Raw genomic sequence first — 18,405 nt, 5'->3', positions numbered from 1 at the left:
TGTATCTTCAAGTGGTTTGGGTATCAACGCCTTAATATTTTAAGGCGTTTTTAATTGGGATTTAAAATGGCAGAAATAATAGAAAAATCAGGTTTGCGCTGGTTATGGCTTGCCGTAATAATGGTCGTGCTTGACCAGGTGACTAAGTATTGGACAATACAGTCATTAGATCTATATGAATCTTATAGGATCTTTTCATTCTTCAATTTTACCCACGCAAGAAATTACGGTGCAGCCTTTAGCTTTTTAGGTGACGCGGGCGGGTGGCAAAGATACCTGTTTACGGCAATTGCGATCGTCGTTTCCAGCTATTTAGTTTACTTATTAAAGAAAAACTCTTCGGCCGATCGTTGGATTAACTGTGCTTATGCGTTGATTTTAGCGGGTGCGCTTGGCAATGTAATGGATCGTGTGATGTTTGGTTATGTTGTCGACTTTTTAGATTTTGATTTAGGTTTTTATCGCTGGCCGACCTTTAACGTTGCAGATATTGCTATTTTTATTGGTGCTGCGATGATGATTTTTGAGTCTTTTTTTGCTAAACAGGAAAAACCAATTAACCAACCAAAGGGAAATAAAAATGTCTGAAGTTAAGAATCTGTCGATTGTAGATAAAAGTGAAGTTCTGATGCATTTTTCGATTCGTTTATCCGATGGATCTGCTGTTGACAGTACTAAAGTCTCCAATAAACCGGCAAAGTTTGTAATGGGAGACGGCAGTTTAACGCCTGGTTTTGAAGAGTGTCTGCTTGGTTTGCAGGTCGGACAATCGGAAACCTTTACTCTGGCGCCCGAGTCGGCATTTGGTTTGCCTAATCCGGATAATATCCATCACCTTGAATTAAGTAAATTCAGCAGTGATGTGCCGGCAGAAATAGGCACCATTATTAGCTTTACGCAGCCAAATGGTGAGGAAATTCCCGGTATTATTCGCGAGATTGTCGCAGACAGTGTGACCGTTGATTTCAACCATCCTCTGGCAGGTCAAACGGTCACCTTTGAAGTGGATGTATTAGAAGTTTTAAACTAATTAGCTTCGAGCTTCGAGCTGGCAGCCACTGCTGATAGCTTCCTGCTTCTTAAATAAAGGTTATTTATGGAAATTATTTTAGCGAATCCGCGTGGTTTTTGTGCCGGTGTTCATCGTGCTATTTCAATTGTTGATCGTGCCCTGGAGATTTTTACTCCCCCCATTTATGTGCGTCATGAAGTCGTGCATAACCAGTATGTTGTAGATGATTTAAAGTCCCGTGGCGCGGTATTTGTTGAAGAGTTAGATGAAGTCCCCGAGAACAGTATCGTTATTTTCAGTGCCCATGGTGTAGCACAATCGGTGCGCGCAGAAGCCAAACGCCGCGATCTTAAAATCTTTGATGCAACTTGTCCGTTAGTGACTAAAGTACATATGGAAGTGACGCGTGCCAGTCGTCGCGGGCAGGAATGTATTTTGATCGGTCATCAGGGCCACCCCGAGGTAGTTGGCACTATGGGGCAATATGATAATCCGCAGGGTGGGATTTATTTAGTTGAATCGCCTGAAGATGTCAAAACCTTACAGGTTAAAAACCCCAACAGTCTTTGTTTCAGTTCACAAACGACCCTTTCCGTAGATGATACCGCAAATATTATTACGGCTCTGCGCGAGCAGTTCCCGAGCATTGAAGGGCCGCGCAAAGACGATATCTGCTATGCAACACAAAATCGCCAGGATGCGGTTAAAATCCTTGCCGAAAAAAGCGACCTTGTTTTAGTGGTTGGCTCGACCAATTCTTCAAATTCAAATCGTTTGCAGGAAAAAGCAAGTTGTGTCGGCGTGAATGCTTACCTGATTGACAATGAAAGAGATATTAAGCCTGAGTGGCTTGAAAATGTAAAAGTGGTTGGTGTTACTGCAGGGGCCTCTGCACCCGAAGTGCTGGTGCAGGCGGTGATAGATAAACTCAAAAAATTGGGCGGCACTGTAGTGACTGAAAATCAGGGTGTTGAAGAAAGTATCATTTTTGAAGTACCGGCTGAACTGCGCATTAAGCAGATCGACTGATTTTTATCTTTTAGAGTGAAATGCATTTAAAAATACAACGGCTGTAGCGTTTTTTGCGTTTTCTATCTGTATATTTACTGTAATTAGTATTAAAGTAGTGAGATATATTTTCGTTTAAAATAACATAAAGAGATCTCTATGAAAAAAATAGAAGCAATAATTAAACCGTTTAAAATGGATGATGTTCGTGAAGCGCTTGCCGATATCGATATCACCGGGATGACGGTTTCTGAGGTCAAGGGGTTTGGTCGTCAGAAAGGACATACTGAGCTTTATCGCGGTGCGGAATACATGGTTGATTTTTTACCCAAAGTGAAAATAGAATTAGTGGTTAAAAAAGAAGATGTTGACCGTTGTATCGAAGCCATTATGAGTACCGCGCAAACAGGGAAAATTGGCGATGGTAAAATTTTCGTTATGCCCGTTGAACGTGTTATTCGAATTCGTACCGGTGAAGAGGACAATGAAGCCGTTTAGTCACTTGTGCAGCATAAAAAAAGGAGAACTCAGTTCTCCTTTTTTTATATTCTTTTATAGCCTATTGCGTCATATCTAGTACTTGAATATTACCCGTAAGGCCGTTTCTCTCTTTAAAACCATCAGGAATTGAAATTAAAATTTTAATTCTTAAAACCTAAAGCAGCGGATTTTTCGGGTAATTTAACTTTAATACCGCCAATGCATTGCTTTTAGGCTCTGCGATCCCTAATACATCATAACTTGCAATCATGATTTCCAGTGCCTGTTCAACCGATGGCGTATCGGGGTAATTATTTAAGACTATTTTGCAGCGGTTGATAGCGGCAATATAAGCTTCACGTTTGAGATACCACTGCGCAATGCTAATTTCATAACGTGCTAAACGATCTTTAAGATATATTATTCGCTGCTGTGCATCGGCAGCGTATTCACTGTTCGGGTAATATTTAATAACTCTTGATAAGTCTTTGAAGGCTTGGATTGAATTATTTGGCGCCCGGTTGTAACGGTCAACACCAAATAAGTCCTGGAAAAATTGCTGATCTGAGGCAATATAGGTTAATCCACGCATATAATAAACATAATCAAGATCCGGATGGGTCGGATTGAGGCGTAGAAAACGGTCAATATTGGCCAGTGCCAATGCGGTTTCATTACGTTTATAATAAGCGTAAATAAGATCCAATTGGACCTGATCTGAATGGGGGCCAAAGGGGTAACGGGTATCCAAAGCCTCTAAAATTTCAGATGCTTTTTCAAAACTTGCTGACTCTAATGCTTGTTTTGCCTGTTCATAAAGTACCGTAGGTGGTTTATCTTCCACTTTAGGTTTTTCGGCTTTTTTAGATGAACAGCCGGTGCTTAATAAAACAATCACAAGAGAGGACGTTATTAGTCTGAGGATCTTTTTCATAAGTGTTATAATGCCAATGCAGATAAAGGTACAGTATCTTCTATCAATCCATAAAAGAAAAGTTAAAAAAGATAAAATGTGACTGTATCACAGCTAAATGAATCTTATTAATAATGGTTTGATTAAATGACTCCCGGCATGGGAAAATAATCAATCCATTTGCTAACAAACAATAGTGTAGAAAAGAGAACAATATATGAGCCAAGAGTTAAACCTTACCGCAGAAGTGACTGATCAACAACTCGGATTTCGAGTCGATCAGGCAGTAGCGTCACTATTCCCTGACTATTCGCGTACGCGGATTAAAGAATGGATTTTGGCTGATATGGTCAAAATTGATGGCGAAGTCGTTAATCGTCCTCGCGAAAAAGTTTATACCGGGCAAACGGTCGCAGTGCAGGCGATGCTCGAAGATGAAGTGGTTTATAAAGCGCAAAAGATTAAATTAGAAATTGTCTTTGAAGACGATGATATTTTAGTCATTAACAAACCAGCCGGTTTAGTCGTGCACCCCGGTGCAGGTAACCCCGACGGTACTGTCCTGAATGCACTGCTGCATCATTATCCGCAAATTATTGAAGTGCCTCGAGCAGGTATTGTGCATCGTTTGGATAAAGATACAACCGGACTGATGGTCGTTGCTAAAACTGTGCCGGCACAAACACATTTAGTGACCAGTTTGCAGGCGCGCGAAATCACCCGTGAGTACGAAGCAATTGCCATGGGCGGCTTTACTGCAGGTGGATTTGTTGATGCTCCGATTGGGCGGGACAAAGTACATCGTGTTAAAATGGCGGTTAATTCAACCGGCGGTAAACATGCTCTGACTCATTACCGGGTCTCTGAGAAATATCGTGCCCATACGCGTTTGCGCTTACGCCTTGAAACAGGTCGTACACACCAAATTCGTGTGCATATGATGCATATTGGTCATGTACTGACGGGTGACCCCGTTTATGGCGGTCGTCCTCGTCCACCTAAAGGTGCATCTGAGGCGTTATTAGATGTTTTACGTGGTTTTAGACGTCAGGCATTACACGCAACTATGTTACGTTTAGCGCATCCTATCACCGGTGAAATGATGGAATGGCATGCGCCACTACCGGCCGATATGGCTGAATTAGCAGAAGCGTTACGTCAGGATATGATTCTGCACGGTGGTTAATAAATATTCTGATGTGCAGTTGCTCAAACCTAACTGGTCTGCTCCTGCACATATTCGGGCCTATTCCAGCACTCGACTTGATGGAGTCAGCCAGGGCCCTTATTGCGGGTTGAATTTAGGTTTACATGTTGGTGATGATCCTCTTATTGTCGGCAAAAATCGCAGCACCTTAGCCAATACTTTATCCTTACCTACCCCGCTTTGCTGGTTAAATCAGACCCACAGCACTATTTTACTCAAACTTGAAGAAAATACCGCAAGTTCTCTGACCGGCGACGCGGTATGGAGCCATAATAAAAACACCCCCTGTATTATTATGACGGCTGATTGTTTGCCGGTGCTTATTACCGACAAGCTTGGTACTTTTGTTGCTGCTATCCATGCCGGTTGGCGGGGGTTATGTGATGGTATTATTGAAAAATCAATTAACACTATTTGCGGGCAGTTAGGCGTTAATGCCAAGGACTTACTGGTCTGGTTAGGGCCTTGTATCGGCAAAACGGCTTTTGAAGTGGGTAGTGAGGTACGGGCTGCCTTTATTGCTGAAAACGGACAAGCTAAATCTGCATTTAAGGCTTGTGGAGATCGTTGGTTGGCTGATTTACAGCAGTTGGCGCGTTTACGCTTAGCGCCATTTAATGTTTTTGAAATCACCGCCAGTGAATACTGCACCTTTAATCAGAGCGATCTTTTTTATTCCTATCGTCGTGATGGTATCACCGGGCGAATGGCAACTTTAATCTGGATTAACAAGTAGAAAAATAGTCCCTCAATATCAAAACTCATAATTTTTTATCAAAAAACTACCGCTGTTTTATCTTCCTTCCTTGAAATTGTTTAATTAACCACCATTATTCATGTATACATTATTATTGAGGGTTTCCCAATGCGTATGGATAAATTAACCAGTAAGTTTCAATTAGCAATTGCCGATGCGCAATCCTTAGCACTCGGACGTGATAACCAATATATTGAACCGATTCATATTATGCTTGCTCTGCTCAATCAGGATGGCGGGTCACTGCGGCCAATATTTTCCGATTTGGAGGTTGATCTTAGCGCATTACGCTCGCAACTTTCCACTGAACTGGATCGTCTTCCAAAAGTTGCCGGGGTCGGCGGTGATCTGCAGATATCTGCGCAACTTAATACGCTGTTTAATCTGTGCGACAAATATGTCCAAAAATCCCAGGATAAATTTATCTCTTCGGAGCTGTTTTTAGTCGCCGCTTGTGAAGACAAAGGTCGGTTAGGCGAGATTTTAAAAAAATTAGGTTTAAGTAAACAAAAAGTTGAAAAATCGATTGAAAAAAATCGTAATGGCCAAAACGTCACGGATCAGGATGGCGAGGGACAGGAGAAAGCATTAGCTAAATTTACCATTGACTTAACCGAGCAGGCTGAGCAGGGCAAGCTCGATCCTGTTATTGGCCGCGATGATGAAGTGCGCCGTATGATTCAGGTGCTGCAACGCCGGACTAAAAATAATCCGGTAATTATCGGTGAGCCGGGTGTGGGTAAAACAGCTATTGTCGAAGGTCTGGCTCAGCGTATTATTAATGGCGAAGTACCGGAAGGTTTAAAAAACAAACGGGTACTGTCTCTGGATATGGGAGCCTTGATTGCCGGTGCAAAATACCGCGGTGAATTTGAAGAAAGATTAAAATCAGTATTGAGTGAGTTAGCCAAAGAAGAGGGCAAAATCATCCTCTTTATTGATGAGCTTCATACCATGGTGGGTGCGGGTAAAGCCGACGGTGCGATGGACGCGGGTAATATGTTAAAACCTGCGCTGGCACGGGGAGACCTGCACTGCGTTGGCGCAACGACCCTGGATGAATACCGCAAGTATATTGAAAAAGATGCCGCCCTTGAGCGTCGTTTCCAAAAAGTCCTGGTCGATGAACCCACGGTTGAAGATACTATTGCCATTTTGCGCGGTTTAAAAGAGCGCTATGAACTCCATCATAAGGTTGAAATTACCGATCCTGCGATTGTGGCGGCGGCGACACTTTCCCACCGTTACATTGCCGATCGGCAACTGCCCGATAAAGCGATTGACCTGATTGACGAAGCGGCATCAAGCATTCGTTTGCAGATGGATTCTAAGCCGGAAGATTTGGATAAATTAGAGCGAAAAATTATCCAGTTAAAGTTAGAGCAAAAGGCGCTGCAAAATGACACCGATGAAGCCACGGTTAAACGCCTGGCTGATTTAGAAAGCTCGCTTGCGGAAAAAGAACAAGCCTATTTGGCCCTGGATAAAGTGTGGCGCGCTGAAAAGGCCGCGCTTTCAGGTACACAAAATATTAAACAATCCATCGAACAGGCGCGTTTAGACCTTGAAGTTGCCAGCCGGGCTGTGGATTTAACCCGTATGTCTGAATTGCAGTACGGCATCATACCTGCGTTGGAAAAAGAACTGGCGCTGGCAGCACAAGCTGAAACCCAAGAGATGACCCTGTTAAAGCATGCGGTGACCGAAAATGAAATTGCTGAAATTCTTGCCCATTGGACGGGAATTCCGGTGGCGAAAATGCTTGAAGGGGAGCGTGATAAGCTGCTTAAAATGGAAACCCATCTGCATACTCGAGTGATAGGTCAAAACGAAGCCATTGATGCGATTGCTAATGCCATACGGCGCAGCCGGGCAGGGTTAAGCGATCCTAATCGTCCGATCGGCTCTTTCCTGTTTTTAGGTCCGACCGGGGTGGGTAAAACTGAATCTTGTAAAGCACTGGCTAATTTCCTGTTTGACAGTGAAGACAATATGGTGCGCATTGATATGTCTGAGTTTATGGAAAAACATTCAGTGTCGCGCTTAGTGGGAGCTCCTCCCGGATATGTAGGCTATGAAGAGGGCGGATATTTAACTGAAGCGGTGCGCCGCAAACCTTACTCCGTCATTTTATTAGATGAGGTCGAGAAAGCTCACCCGGATGTATTTAATATTTTATTACAGGTATTAGATGACGGACGTTTAACCGATGGCCAGGGGCGTACCGTTGATTTCCGTAATACGGTGATTATTATGACCTCAAATATCGGCTCTGATATTATTCAGGAGCAGTTTGATAAAGTCAGCTATGAAGAAATAAAGTCTTATCTGCTGGATATATTAGCGCAGCAATTTAAACCGGAATTTTTAAATCGAATAGATGAAACCGTGGTTTTCCATCCATTAGGTAAGGAGCATATTAAATCGATTGCTTCGATTCAATTACAATCTTTACAAAAACGTCTTACGGATAAGGATTACCACGTCACCTTTACGGATCAAGCTATCCAATTATTGGTGGATGCGGGTTATGATCCTGTTTATGGCGCAAGACCTTTAAAACGTGCTATTCAGCAATTGCTGGAGAACTCCCTAGCGCAAGATATTCTGTCTGGACGTTTGCAAACGGGTAAAGAGATACAAGCCGATGTTGTTGATGGAAAAATTGAATTTATTCAATAAATACCGCGCAAAACTCTGAAACTACATCTTTAAGTAGTTTGGCTAGAAAACCACCGCTCATTTTATTAGCGGTGGTTTTTCTATTTCAGGTGCGGAGTTTTATGCGCTTAACTTAAAAAGGAACCGGATAGGTTTTAAACACAGATTCAATATCGGTTAAGGCTTGCTCGCTTAAGGGCATTGAGAATGCCTTAATATCGTCCTGTAATTGGCTCATACTTGTCGCACCAATAATCGTTGAGCTAACACCATCAACTTGAGCGCACCAGGCGAGCGCTAATTGAGCGGGTGTAAAGCCGTTTTGTTTAGCTATCTCTGCATAGGCCGCAATTGCTTTTTGCGCCGCCAGCGTATCGCGGAATAAACCATTACGCTGCGCTAATGTCCAGCGACTGCCTTCGGGGCGTACACCATTGAGGTATTTCCCGCTTAACATACCACCGGCAAGCGGAGACCAGGGTAAATAAGCAATATCTTCATGGACACAGTTTTCGATTAAATAAGGCCAGTCCTTTGCGTGTAATAAACTGAACTCATTTTGTATTGACACCATTCTTGGCAGATCGTGTTTTTCACTTAATTTGAGATAGGTATTAATACCCCAAGTAGTATCGTCGGATAATCCGCAATGACCTATTTTTCCGGCTTTAATGCAGCGGTTAAGTCCTTGTAAAATATCTAACATTTGCGCCGTGTGTTCCTCTGCATTAACGTCACTGAATTTAAACTGATTTGGCCAGTGTTTGCTGAAATGTGGTGAAGTTCGATTCGGCCAGTGGAGCTGATAAAGGTCAATATAATCTGTCTGCAGACGTTTTAAGGACTCATCCACCGCCTGTTCCACAGCCTCACCCGTTATCGGGCCGCCATCACGTATCCAGGGCACACCGGCACCGGCTATTTTACTGGCAATGATCAAATCTTTACGTTGAGTTTTATTCTTTGCCAGCCAGTTACCAAGGATACTTTCTGTTTTTCCATAGGTCTCCGGGGAAGGGGGGACGGCATACATTTCTGCGGTATCAATAAAGTTAATACCCTGGTCAACGGAATACTCTATTTGCTGGTTTGCATCCTGTTGATTATTTTGCAATCCCCAGGTCATCGTTCCCAAGCAGATTTTTGATATTGAAAGGCCATTGCTGCCCAACGTTGTAAACTCCATACTGATTCCTTAAATAGATTCGATTATAATACCAAACGTATCAATAAGTGATTAGTCTTGCTGGTTAAAATCAACCCTATCTGCGTGATGAGTCTTGAAAGGAGAATAACTACTTCCTGCAACTCATGCCTTGCTAGTGTTAATTTTTCCTATGCAATACAAGATCACATCTTTAATACATTTGGTATAACAGGCTAAAAATAAACGCGCTTGATTGTCGTAAATAAAGTCATTCAAAGACTACACTGTTTTGATAAATTCAGCAGTATAACTGCCTTATTAGAGTCCATAATTTCAAATTTTCTGCTCTTAATAAAGCTGAAACCCTTGAGTTTATGCTTTTGGTCGAATCCAAACACCCATTTTGCGATGCTTAGAGACAGTTTTTTATGCAGATCAGACGGGGGAGGGTGATATAGTTATCACAGAAAACGGAACCGCCGTTGCAGGGGAAAGTATGTTAGATGCAATTTGTAATTATGATCCTGACAAGCCTAAAACCTATTCTATTTTTGAGTTTAAGGCCTTAGCGGAGCGTGATATAGATAAATTACGCTATTTTCTAATCTGCCCTGTCTGCCAACAACAAGCCTACTTTCGAAAAGCCTCCATTGATGGCAAACAAGCCTGTTTTGGCTCCCGTTATCATAAAACGGACTGCATTGAGTATAACCCCTCTGCGCGTAAAACTGAGGAGGAAAAACAGCTTGCTGAAGTGGAAAAAGTACTGCTTGAAAACGATTCCTTAGTGATTGATTTTAGTGCGCCGCTTGTTAAAGCGAAAAAAATATCAGGTAAAATATCAACGAGCCACAAAACAAGCCCCAATAAGGTGCTTAATACCGCCCCAGCAGCCGTTAAAGAAAATAAAGAAGTGGGTGATCCAGAGCCAAAGGTGAGCAAGCAGGGGTTAAAAAAACTGCTGATTAGTTTACTGCGCGGTAGCTCTCTGGCGGATTCTGATCTTTGGATTTATACCAGTGAGAAACATAAATGGCGCGCTAAAAACCTGTTTGTTAATATTAAGAATGCGCAGCCCACGGAAAATAATGCGCCACGCATGTATTGGGGAACTATTTCTCGTGCGGATAAAACCTTAAACTGGCTTAACACAGCTGAAGACTCTGGCGTTGCGTTACCCATTTCAAAGTATCGTGATGATTTGTTAAGTCGTTTTGATATTAAGAAGGCGGTTGATCTGGAGGGCGCTGGATTTATCTTATTTGGAAAATGCGTCTTGAGTAAGGATAAAAAACGTCGCTATATTCATTTATGGGGTAATGACCTGCAGTATCTGTGTTTATTAAAAAAGTAATTCCATAACAACAAAAAAAGGGCACTAGGCCCTTTTTTTAATTCCCGCGTTTGGTACGGAAGATTATTATAATCTTATTAAGCGGATACAACACCCTGGCTATTAAGGTATTCACTGTAGGTGCCGTGGAAATCGATGATTTTATCTGTTTTAATTTCGATAATACGGGTTGCTAATGAAGACACAAACTCACGGTCATGACTGACAAACAGCAGTGTTCCTGCATAGTTTTCAAGCGCTAAGTTTAATGATTCAATAGATTCCATATCCAAGTGATTGGTTGGCTCATCCATTAACAGTATGTTGGGTAAGTCCATCATTAACTTACCAAATAACATTCTGCCCTGTTCACCACCGGAAATGATTTTCACGGATTTGCCGATGTCGTTTGAGCCAAACAGTAAACGCCCTAATGTACCACGCACAGATTGTTCGTCATCACCGGGTTTCATCCATTGACTCATCCATTCCATTAAAGTTTGGTCTTTTTCAAAAGCGTAAGCATGATCCTGTGCGTAATAACCTAAGTGGGCATTTTCAGACCACTTAAACTGACCTGAATCTAATTGAGTGTGGTCCATTAAAGTGCGTAATAACGTTGTTTTACCCACGCCGTTTTGGCCAATAATAGCAATACGTTCGCCAACTTCAATCATCAGGTTAAAGTCTTTAAACAAGACTTTATCAAAAGATTTACAGGCCTTAGTGACTTCCAGTGCAGTACGGAACAGTTTTTTCTCTTGTTTGAAAACAATATAAGGATTAACCCGACTTGATGGTTTCACTTCATCCAGTACGATTTTATCCATCTGTTTTGCACGAGAGGTGGCTTGTTTGGCTTTTGATGCATTGGCAGAAAAACGGCTAACAAAATCCTGCAGTTCAGAAAGCTGCGCTTTTTTCTTGGCATTATCGGACAATAGACGTTCACGAACCTGTGTTGCTGCGGTCATATATTGATCATAGTTGCCGGAATATAAACGTAATTCGCCGTAATCAATATCGGCCATATGGGAACAAACTGAGTTTAAGAAATGACGGTCATGGGAGATGATAACCATAGTACATTGACGGGCTTTTAACTCGTCTTCTAACCAGCGGATAGTATCAATGTCCAAGTTATTGGTCGGCTCATCAAGTAACATAATTTCTGGATTTGAGAATAAAACCTGTGCGAGTAGCACACGCAGTTTCCAACCCGGTGCCACTTCCGACATTAAACCGTAGTGCAGATCCAGCGGGATACCAACGCTCAGTAATAATTCTCCGGCGCGGGAATCGGCGGTGTAACCGTCCATCTCTGCGAATTCGGTTTCAAGGTCGGCCACTTTCATGCCGTCTGCTTCGCTCATATCAGGAAGACTGTAAATGCGATTACGCTCAGCCATCACCGCCCACATCTCTTTGTGACCCATTAATACCGTATCAAGTACTGAGAACTCTTCAAAAGCGAACTGGTCCTGATGCAGTTTTGCGACACGTTCGTTAGGATCTTTAGCAACATTACCGGCACTTGGCTCAAGATCGCCGGTTAAAATTTTCATGAATGTTGATTTACCACATCCGTTGGCGCCAATCAGGCCATAACGGTTACCATTACCAAATTTAACTGAGATATTTTCAAATAAAGGTTTTGCACCAAACTGCATGGTGATGTTGTTTGTACTTAACAAGGCATTTTTCCTAATTCAAGGCGACGTTTACGGGTAAACGCCGCTATGTGTATATGGTTTGTGTTAGAGCTGTTAACCCTACAATTTTATTGTGACGCTATTATACAGAAAATGTGAGGTTAATCACGTCGCATTTGTACGAATTTTGCTCATTAATTTGCCAACTGGGTTGTAGCACTTAATCTAGGGTTACTGTAAGCTACGCGCTTTTGCAACTTTACAACCAAGAGATTAATTATGAGCTTTGATTTATTAGGTTTACCCGATTCACTACTTAAAGCGGTCAAAGAGCAAGGCTATACAGAACCCTCGCCGATTCAAGCTCAGGCTATTCCTGCCATATTAGAAGGTAAGGATGTGATGGCAGCAGCACAAACGGGAACAGGTAAAACTGCTGGTTTCACGCTGCCGTTATTAACCCTGTTAGAAAAAGGTAACCGTCCAAAATCAAATCAGGTCCGTGCATTGGTGCTAACACCAACGCGTGAGCTGGCGGCTCAGGTTCATGCCAGCGTGGCAACTTACGGTAAAAATATGCCGCTGCGCAGCGCAGTCGTCTTTGGCGGGGTGAAAATTAATCCGCAAATGCAGATTCTGCGTCAGGGTGTGGATGTATTAGTGGCGACCCCGGGGCGTTTAATCGATCTTTACAACCAGAATGCAGTGAGCTTTAAACAATTAGAAGTTTTGATTTTAGATGAAGCTGACCGTATGCTGGACATGGGATTTATTCACGATATTAAGCGTATTTTGGCGGTATTGCCGAAACAACGCCAGAACTTACTGTTCTCTGCAACTTTCTCTCCCGATATTCGCCGCCTGGCAAAAGGGTTAGTGAATAACCCCGTTGAAATTTCAGTTAGCCCGCGTAATACCACCGCAGAAAATGTCACCCAAACGGTTTATGAAGTCGATAAAACTAAAAAATCCATTGTCCTGAGTACCCTGATAAAACAAAATGACTGGCAGCAGGTATTGGTTTTTGTAAAAACCAAACACGGTGCTAACCGTTTGGTTAAAAGTCTGGATGGACGTGGCATTACTGCTGCCGCTATTCATGGCAATAAAAGTCAAGCTGCACGTACTAGAGCCCTAGCCGGATTCAAAGAAGGCCAGGTGCGCGTGTTAGTGGCCACCGATATTGCCGCGCGTGGTATCGATATTGACCACTTACCACAGGTTGTTAATTTTGATTTACCCCATGTGTCCGAAGATTATGTGCACCGAATAGGCCGTACGGGTCGTGCGGGTAACGAAGGGCAGGCGCTCTCTCTGGTTTGTAACGAAGAATTTAAACTGCTTAAAGACATTGAAAAATTAATTAAAAAAGTGATTCCGCGTGAAATCCTCGCAGGTTTTGAGCCCGGTGAGCCGTTGCCGCCTTCAGCACTGGATGGTCGTGACCCTAAACCGCAAAAGCCAAAAAAACCGCATTCGGATCATCGTGATGGGCAACGCTCTGCAGCCAATACAGCGGCTAACAAAAGACATCGTTCAGTCCGCGGTAATTTTGTCAGCGGTTCATAGTGATTGTAAAGTTAACGAATTAGCTTGATAAAAAAACCTTAACCAATTAATTTGGTTAAGGTTTTTTTTTGTCAGGTAACAACTTACAGAAGGTATACAAACGCGTGAAAAAAATTGCAGTATTTGCCGATGTGCAAAATATTTACTACACCACCCGTCAGGCCTACGGGAAACAGTTTAACTACCGCAAATTATGGCAACAGCTCGAGCAGCAGGGGGAGATTGTGGCGGCCTATGCCTATGCCATTGATCGCGGCGATAACCAGCAGAAAAAATTTCAAGACGTATTGACCCACTTAGGCTTTGAAGTGAAACTTAAACCCTTTATTCAGCGCAGTGACGGCACCGCCAAAGGCGATTGGGATGTGGGTATCACCATCGATATTATGGAAACCGCGGCGCAGGTAGATACGGTTGTTTTACTTTCCGGTGACGGTGATTTTGCCATTTTATTTGATAAAGTGAAACAGGCTTACGGCGTTAAAACCATCGCTTATGGTGTGCCTAAATTAACCGCCAAAGCCCTGATTGATGCATCGACCGTATTTTACCCGATTGCCGGTGATTTATTGTTGTAAGATTAACCTGCGAGCACTTTATAGCCATCATCGCTAATCCAAAATAAAAGCAGTAATCATTTCGTTCTGCATGAAAATTTAGTAAAGTCACTTTTTTCTTACTTAAAGGGGGTTGTTGTGTCAAAAATTATTCTTATTGTACTACTTTTACTCGCCGCATTTTTTGTCTTTCAGCGCATGAATGCAGGTAAAAATGCGCCGCAAAATATTCAACTAGGTGCCGATTTTCTGGCTGTCAACGAAGCTAAAGAGGGCGTTCTCAGCACGGCTTCTGGCTTGCAGTATAAAGTATTAGAAAAAGGCGCTGGCGAAGTACATCCAACGGCTAAAAGTAACGTAAAAGTGCATTACCACGGCATGTTAATAGACGGCACTGTTTTTGACAGTTCAGTGGATCGCGGTACGCCCATCTCATTTGGGTTGAATCAGGTTATCGCCGGCTGGACCGAGGGAGTGCAGTTGATGGTCGAAGGGGATAAATTCCGTTTTTATATTCCCAGTCGTTTAGCCTATGGTAATCGTGCTACGGGGAAAATCCCATCGGGTTCATTGCTGATTTTTGATGTTGAGTTAATTGCGATTAATTAATTTTAAAGATGATCTGCGCAACATTTAAAACGGCCCCGTTACCTTATCGTGGTGACCGTTTTAATAGCGCAAAACTTATTTAAACCTATTTAAACTTAACAAAACTATTCACAGGGCGGGGCGATGTGAATAATCGCTAACCCGCCCAGTGATGTTTCCCGGTAGTTTCTGTGCATATCCTTGCCGGTCTGAAACATCGTCTCAATGACCCTGTCCAAGCTAATAATTGATTTGCTGTTACGTTTTAATGCCATGCGCGAGGCATTAATGGCTTTCATTGCCCCCATGGCATTACGTTCAATGCACGGAATCTGTACTAAACCACCGACCGGATCGCAGGTCATGCCGAGCGAATGTTCCATGGCAATTTCAGCCGCCATGCAGATTTGCTCATTACTGCCGCCGCGAATGGCCGTTAAACCCGCTGCCGCCATGGATGATGAAACCCCTATTTCGCCCTGACAGCCGACCTCTGCACCGGAAATTGACGCATTCATTTTATAAAGCATGCCGATCGCAGCCGATACACCGAGAAAGTCTTTTAATTGTTTGGTGTCTAATTCATGAATAAATTTATGGTAGTAGGTTAAGACCGCGGGAACAACCCCCGCCGCGCCGTTGGTTGGCGATGTGACTACCTGCCCGCCGGCTGCATTTTCTTCACTGACGGCAAAAGCATAGAGGTTAACCCAATCAATAATAGTCATCGGATCGCTATCGGTTGCCTGGTTAGCTTCAAGTGTTTTTAATAACGCCGGGGCGCGTCGTGTGACATTTAATCCCCCTTCAAGTATGCCTTCGGTTTGCAAACCGCGTTGTAAACACAAACACATCACTTTCCAGATTTGATCGGTCTTTTGATCGATCTCTTTTTGGCTGCGAAAAGCTAATTCATTTTTCTGCACTAACCCGCCAATACTTAAACCCTGGCGGTCTGCTTTGCTTAACAGCTCCTGCGCAGAATTAAATTCAAAGGGCAGCTTGATTTTATTTGGGGTCTCACCACTGGTCAATTCTGCGGCTGTTTTAATAAACCCGCCACCAATAGAATAATAGGTCTCACTGCAAAGCTGTGCTCCGTTAACATCAAAAGCACTGATCGACATCCCATTCTCGTGCAGCGGCAGATTTTCAAAATGGAATTTAATCTGCTCTTGAGGATTAAAGTCGATTAACTTTTCATTTGAAAGTGGCAGTTTTAAGGTTTTTTTCACCTTTTCAATCATTTGATTAGCGCTTTTTACTTTAATTGTTTCAGGCTGAAAGCCTAATAAACCTAATAATACCGCTTTGTCGGTATGGTGCCCTTTACCGGTCAGAGCTAAAGATCCAAACAGATCCACCCTAATTTCGTTTACCGAAGGCAGTATTTTACTGATCAATAAAGTAAATTGATAACCTGCAATCATAGGACCATTAGTGTGTGAGCTTGATGGGCCAATACCGATTTTATAGATATCAAAAATTGAAAGCATGGGGGAATTCCTAAATGTTGTCGCGCAAAAAGGTGTTTTTCAGGTAAAAAACGTTATTTTGAATATGCAGTAAAGTCTTAACAATAGCGAGGATATTTTTAACGGAATATTCATCAAAAGCCGTCATTTTCCTTTATCCGCTGCATAGCTAATCTCTTTCGAACAAGTTTCAATATTTAGATTAAGTATAAACTTAACCATTCATTTTTTACTGCCCCTAAGAGCATTTTTAATTAAATAAGCTGTTTATAACATTAGAGTTGGTATTGGGTTAAATTTCTGTCTAATTTTAGCCTTTCTCTACGTAATGTTAGTCATTTTTTGATCATTTATATTCTAATTTTGTATTCAAAAAATCAGATTTGTCATTATTGTTTTGATATCCGAACTAAGTCGATAGAAAGGAATCTGCTGAGCAGTTTTTTACAATCAGCTGCTAGGGTGTTTGTAACGGTACCTGAGCATCTTTTTAGTTTCAGGGTATGCTCCTAAGCGAATATTATTAATCTTGTTGTCCTTTGATAAAATATGATCTTATTTCTAATTTTTCGTCCCACACTTGTAATTTGTTGATTAAAAAGAAATTTATTTCCCCAGGAATATCTGGAATGAAAGTTGAATTTATTCAATAAATTAATTTTACTTTGCCGTGCAATGGCGGTTATTTAACGATTTAAACATGATGATTTAATGATTATTATTTTTTCGGAATGTATGTAAAATAAAATAGGTAACAAGTTGATCTAAAACACTTCTTTAATGGGATGAAACAGGTTGTGTATGGAAAGAAATAAAGGTTTCACACTCATTGAACTGCTTATTGTGATCGCGATTATCGGGATCTTGACTGCTATTGTTTTACCCTCTTATCAAGAATATATCCGCACCTCTAACCGAATTGACGCACAACTCACCTTGACCCGACTGGCACAAGAGTTTGAGCGAAGCAGTGCGCGTCAAGGCGATTATTCAACATATGTTCTGGGTGCTGAGGACACTGTTACTTATGAGATTACAGCTGTTAGTGATGACGATACTTTTACGATCACCGCTACGGCTATCGAAGGATCTGTAAATGACGATTATGAGTGTGATGAAATGACTATTAATCAGGCGGGACAAACCACCCCTAGTGACTGCTGGTAGTTATATGAAATATTTTTCCCTAAAAAATGCACAGGGCCTGACCTTACTGGAATTGTTAATCACCATGGCGATTATCATCATTTTATCCACTATCGCCGTGCCCAGTTATAGCACTTTTATGGCCAATGAGCGCTTTGCCGTGGCGAGCAACGACCTGAACAACGCTTACCGCTTTGCACGTAATGAAGCGCTAAAAACCTCGAGTTCAATGACGCTAGACGCGGTGACTGTGGATGACGACGGGAATTGGACAAAATGGCAGGTGAAAAATAGCAGTGGAGATATATTATTCGAAAGTAAAACAACCCATTCAAGTATTATTATTTCCGGCACAGCGATTACAGTATTGGGGATGGGGAGTTTATCTGACGGTGGTGCAACATTTTCGATTATCGGTACCAGCAAATGTAGCAACCTATCCATATTATCAAGCGGTCAAAGTCAATTAGAATCAGTGGTCTGCTCATGAAAAAAACTGAAAAAGGATTCACCTTATTTGAAGTGCTGGTATCGCTGTTTATCATCGGAGTGGCGCTATTGGGAATAGCACAGATGGAGGTCTATATTCTAAAGTCATCGCAGTCGAGTTTTAACTATACGGTGGCGACAATTCGGGCAAATAGTTTTGTGGACGCCGTATGGGCGGATTTGTGTAACGCACAAGAGGCATCCGCATCGCTAAATACCTATGCAGAGATTCGCACTGATTGGATAGCTGAAGTATCTGATGCCGGTATGACTGCTACAGAAACCTATACATCAGCAGATAAGACTTCAATAGTAACAATCAGGTGGACTGATCCGCGATTCACCGATGATGATTTAAATAACACCTTGACATTAGATGTTGAATTTCCAGATAGTGGCTGTGGTGAATAA

At 42.3% G+C, this 18,405-nt stretch carries 18 protein-coding genes; 14 read left to right on the top strand and 4 right to left on the bottom strand.

Annotation, left to right across the window (positions count from 1 at the left end):
• The first annotated feature begins 66 nt into the window (after window positions 1–66).
• The 4 genes from lspA to glnB all read left to right on the top strand — a co-directional run bounded on the left by lspA (window position 67) and on the right by glnB (window position 2,518).
• Window positions 67–588: a signal peptidase II gene (gene lspA, locus ACJAZP_RS10450; RefSeq protein WP_415230681.1), complete on the top strand. Its 522-nt coding sequence runs from the start codon at window positions 67–69 to the stop codon at window positions 586–588.
• A complete protein-coding gene (gene fkpB / locus ACJAZP_RS10445) occupies window positions 581–1,030 on the top strand; it encodes an FKBP-type peptidyl-prolyl cis-trans isomerase (RefSeq protein ID WP_415230680.1) in 450 nt (149 codons plus the stop codon). Before lspA ends, fkpB begins: the two co-directional genes overlap by 8 nt.
• 66 nt (window positions 1,031–1,096) lie before the next feature.
• Window positions 1,097–2,041, top strand: a complete 945-nt coding sequence (gene ispH / locus ACJAZP_RS10440) for a 4-hydroxy-3-methylbut-2-enyl diphosphate reductase (protein ID WP_415230679.1) — start codon at window positions 1,097–1,099, stop codon at window positions 2,039–2,041.
• 138 nt (window positions 2,042–2,179) lie between these two features.
• Complete coding sequence (gene glnB, locus ACJAZP_RS10435; RefSeq protein WP_415230678.1) at window positions 2,180–2,518, top strand: nitrogen regulatory protein P-II; 339 nt, start codon at window positions 2,180–2,182, stop codon at window positions 2,516–2,518.
• Between the two features lie 157 nt (window positions 2,519–2,675).
• Here glnB and ACJAZP_RS10430 read toward each other — a convergent pair whose 3' ends face one another.
• Window positions 2,676–3,434 (bottom strand): outer membrane protein assembly factor BamD, encoded by a 759-nt coding sequence (locus ACJAZP_RS10430; RefSeq protein WP_415230677.1) that lies wholly within the window; start codon window positions 3,432–3,434, stop codon window positions 2,676–2,678.
• 196 nt (window positions 3,435–3,630) lie between these two features.
• On the opposite strand from ACJAZP_RS10430, the gene rluD reads away from it, so the two are divergent.
• The 3 genes from rluD (at window position 3,631) to clpB (ending at window position 8,059) form a co-directional block, all read left to right on the top strand.
• A complete protein-coding gene (rluD, locus tag ACJAZP_RS10425) occupies window positions 3,631–4,599 on the top strand; it encodes a 23S rRNA pseudouridine(1911/1915/1917) synthase RluD (RefSeq protein ID WP_415230676.1) in 969 nt (322 codons plus the stop codon).
• Complete coding sequence (gene pgeF / locus ACJAZP_RS10420; RefSeq protein ID WP_415230675.1) at window positions 4,592–5,356, top strand: peptidoglycan editing factor PgeF; 765 nt, start codon at window positions 4,592–4,594, stop codon at window positions 5,354–5,356. The genes rluD and pgeF overlap by 8 nt, the downstream gene beginning before the upstream one ends.
• A gap of 129 nt (window positions 5,357–5,485) precedes the next feature.
• Window positions 5,486–8,059 carry an ATP-dependent chaperone ClpB gene (gene clpB / locus ACJAZP_RS10415; protein WP_415230674.1) on the top strand — a complete coding sequence of 858 codons (2,574 nt, stop codon included), beginning with the start codon at window positions 5,486–5,488 and terminating at the stop codon, window positions 8,057–8,059.
• 112 nt (window positions 8,060–8,171) lie between these two features.
• Here clpB and ACJAZP_RS10410 read toward each other — a convergent pair whose 3' ends face one another.
• The gene (locus tag ACJAZP_RS10410; protein ID WP_415230673.1) at window positions 8,172–9,224 is read right to left on the bottom strand and encodes an aldo/keto reductase; all 1,053 of its coding nucleotides are present in this window, start codon (window positions 9,222–9,224) and stop codon (window positions 8,172–8,174) included.
• A 457-nt stretch (window positions 9,225–9,681) separates the two neighbouring features.
• Between ACJAZP_RS10410 and ACJAZP_RS10405 the strand changes: the two genes are divergently transcribed.
• Window positions 9,682–10,539 carry a hypothetical protein gene (locus ACJAZP_RS10405; RefSeq protein ID WP_415230672.1) on the top strand — a complete coding sequence of 286 codons (858 nt, stop codon included), beginning with the start codon at window positions 9,682–9,684 and terminating at the stop codon, window positions 10,537–10,539.
• A gap of 77 nt (window positions 10,540–10,616) precedes the next feature.
• Here the strand turns inward: ACJAZP_RS10405 and ACJAZP_RS10400 are convergent, their stop codons facing one another.
• Window positions 10,617–12,212 carry an ABC-F family ATPase gene (locus tag ACJAZP_RS10400; RefSeq protein WP_415230671.1) on the bottom strand — a complete coding sequence of 532 codons (1,596 nt, stop codon included), beginning with the start codon at window positions 12,210–12,212 and terminating at the stop codon, window positions 10,617–10,619.
• Window positions 12,213–12,449: 237 nt separating this feature from the next.
• Here ACJAZP_RS10400 and ACJAZP_RS10395 point away from each other — a divergent pair, with 237 nt between their 5' ends.
• The 3 genes from ACJAZP_RS10395 (at window position 12,450) to ACJAZP_RS10385 (ending at window position 14,905) form a co-directional block, all read left to right on the top strand.
• Window positions 12,450–13,739: a DEAD/DEAH box helicase gene (locus ACJAZP_RS10395; RefSeq protein ID WP_415230670.1), complete on the top strand. Its 1,290-nt coding sequence runs from the start codon at window positions 12,450–12,452 to the stop codon at window positions 13,737–13,739.
• 104 nt (window positions 13,740–13,843) lie between these two features.
• On the top strand, window positions 13,844–14,317 hold the full coding sequence (locus tag ACJAZP_RS10390; protein WP_415230669.1) for an NYN domain-containing protein: 474 nt from the start codon (window positions 13,844–13,846) through the stop codon (window positions 14,315–14,317).
• Window positions 14,318–14,494: 177 nt separating this feature from the next.
• Complete coding sequence (locus ACJAZP_RS10385) at window positions 14,495–14,905, top strand: FKBP-type peptidyl-prolyl cis-trans isomerase (RefSeq protein ID WP_415230725.1); 411 nt, start codon at window positions 14,495–14,497, stop codon at window positions 14,903–14,905.
• Between the two features lie 104 nt (window positions 14,906–15,009).
• On the opposite strand, the gene ACJAZP_RS10380 is transcribed toward ACJAZP_RS10385, so the two are convergent.
• Window positions 15,010–16,380 (bottom strand): L-serine ammonia-lyase, encoded by a 1,371-nt coding sequence (locus tag ACJAZP_RS10380; RefSeq protein WP_415230668.1) that lies wholly within the window; start codon window positions 16,378–16,380, stop codon window positions 15,010–15,012.
• A gap of 780 nt (window positions 16,381–17,160) precedes the next feature.
• Between ACJAZP_RS10380 and ACJAZP_RS10375 the strand changes: the two genes are divergently transcribed.
• Genes ACJAZP_RS10375 through ACJAZP_RS10365 form a run of 3 tightly spaced genes read left to right on the top strand, consistent with a single transcriptional unit; the run spans window position 17,161 to window position 18,405 of the window.
• Window positions 17,161–17,526 carry a type IV pilin protein gene (locus tag ACJAZP_RS10375; protein ID WP_415230667.1) on the top strand — a complete coding sequence of 122 codons (366 nt, stop codon included), beginning with the start codon at window positions 17,161–17,163 and terminating at the stop codon, window positions 17,524–17,526.
• Between the two features lie 4 nt (window positions 17,527–17,530).
• Window positions 17,531–17,995, top strand: a complete 465-nt coding sequence (locus ACJAZP_RS10370; protein WP_415230666.1) for a GspH/FimT family pseudopilin — start codon at window positions 17,531–17,533, stop codon at window positions 17,993–17,995.
• Window positions 17,992–18,405, top strand: a complete 414-nt coding sequence (locus ACJAZP_RS10365; protein WP_415230665.1) for a type IV pilus modification PilV family protein — start codon at window positions 17,992–17,994, stop codon at window positions 18,403–18,405. Before ACJAZP_RS10370 ends, ACJAZP_RS10365 begins: the two co-directional genes overlap by 4 nt.

This window comes from Psychromonas sp., from assembly GCF_047632955.1.
Classification (GTDB): domain Bacteria; phylum Pseudomonadota; class Gammaproteobacteria; order Enterobacterales; family Psychromonadaceae; genus Psychromonas.
This window is presented reverse-complemented; position numbering and strand designations above follow the sequence as displayed.

Coding starts and splice junctions, on each gene's coding strand:
- ACJAZP_RS10380 (WP_415230668.1), bottom strand. CDS start 16,380: ATGCTTTCAATTTTTGATATCTATAAAATCGGTATTGGCCCATCAAGC.
- ACJAZP_RS10405 (WP_415230672.1), top strand. CDS start 9,682: ATGTTAGATGCAATTTGTAATTATGATCCTGACAAGCCTAAAACCTAT.
- fkpB (WP_415230680.1), top strand. CDS start 581: ATGTCTGAAGTTAAGAATCTGTCGATTGTAGATAAAAGTGAAGTTCTG.
- ACJAZP_RS10410 (WP_415230673.1), bottom strand. CDS start 9,224: ATGGAGTTTACAACGTTGGGCAGCAATGGCCTTTCAATATCAAAAATC.
- ispH (WP_415230679.1), top strand. CDS start 1,097: ATGGAAATTATTTTAGCGAATCCGCGTGGTTTTTGTGCCGGTGTTCAT.
- ACJAZP_RS10430 (WP_415230677.1), bottom strand. CDS start 3,434: ATGAAAAAGATCCTCAGACTAATAACGTCCTCTCTTGTGATTGTTTTA.
- ACJAZP_RS10375 (WP_415230667.1), top strand. CDS start 17,161: ATGGAAAGAAATAAAGGTTTCACACTCATTGAACTGCTTATTGTGATC.
- rluD (WP_415230676.1), top strand. CDS start 3,631: ATGAGCCAAGAGTTAAACCTTACCGCAGAAGTGACTGATCAACAACTC.
- ACJAZP_RS10365 (WP_415230665.1), top strand. CDS start 17,992: ATGAAAAAAACTGAAAAAGGATTCACCTTATTTGAAGTGCTGGTATCG.
- ACJAZP_RS10370 (WP_415230666.1), top strand. CDS start 17,531: ATGAAATATTTTTCCCTAAAAAATGCACAGGGCCTGACCTTACTGGAA.
- ACJAZP_RS10385 (WP_415230725.1), top strand. CDS start 14,495: ATGAATGCAGGTAAAAATGCGCCGCAAAATATTCAACTAGGTGCCGAT.
- lspA (WP_415230681.1), top strand. CDS start 67: ATGGCAGAAATAATAGAAAAATCAGGTTTGCGCTGGTTATGGCTTGCC.
- clpB (WP_415230674.1), top strand. CDS start 5,486: ATGCGTATGGATAAATTAACCAGTAAGTTTCAATTAGCAATTGCCGAT.
- glnB (WP_415230678.1), top strand. CDS start 2,180: ATGAAAAAAATAGAAGCAATAATTAAACCGTTTAAAATGGATGATGTT.
- ACJAZP_RS10395 (WP_415230670.1), top strand. CDS start 12,450: ATGAGCTTTGATTTATTAGGTTTACCCGATTCACTACTTAAAGCGGTC.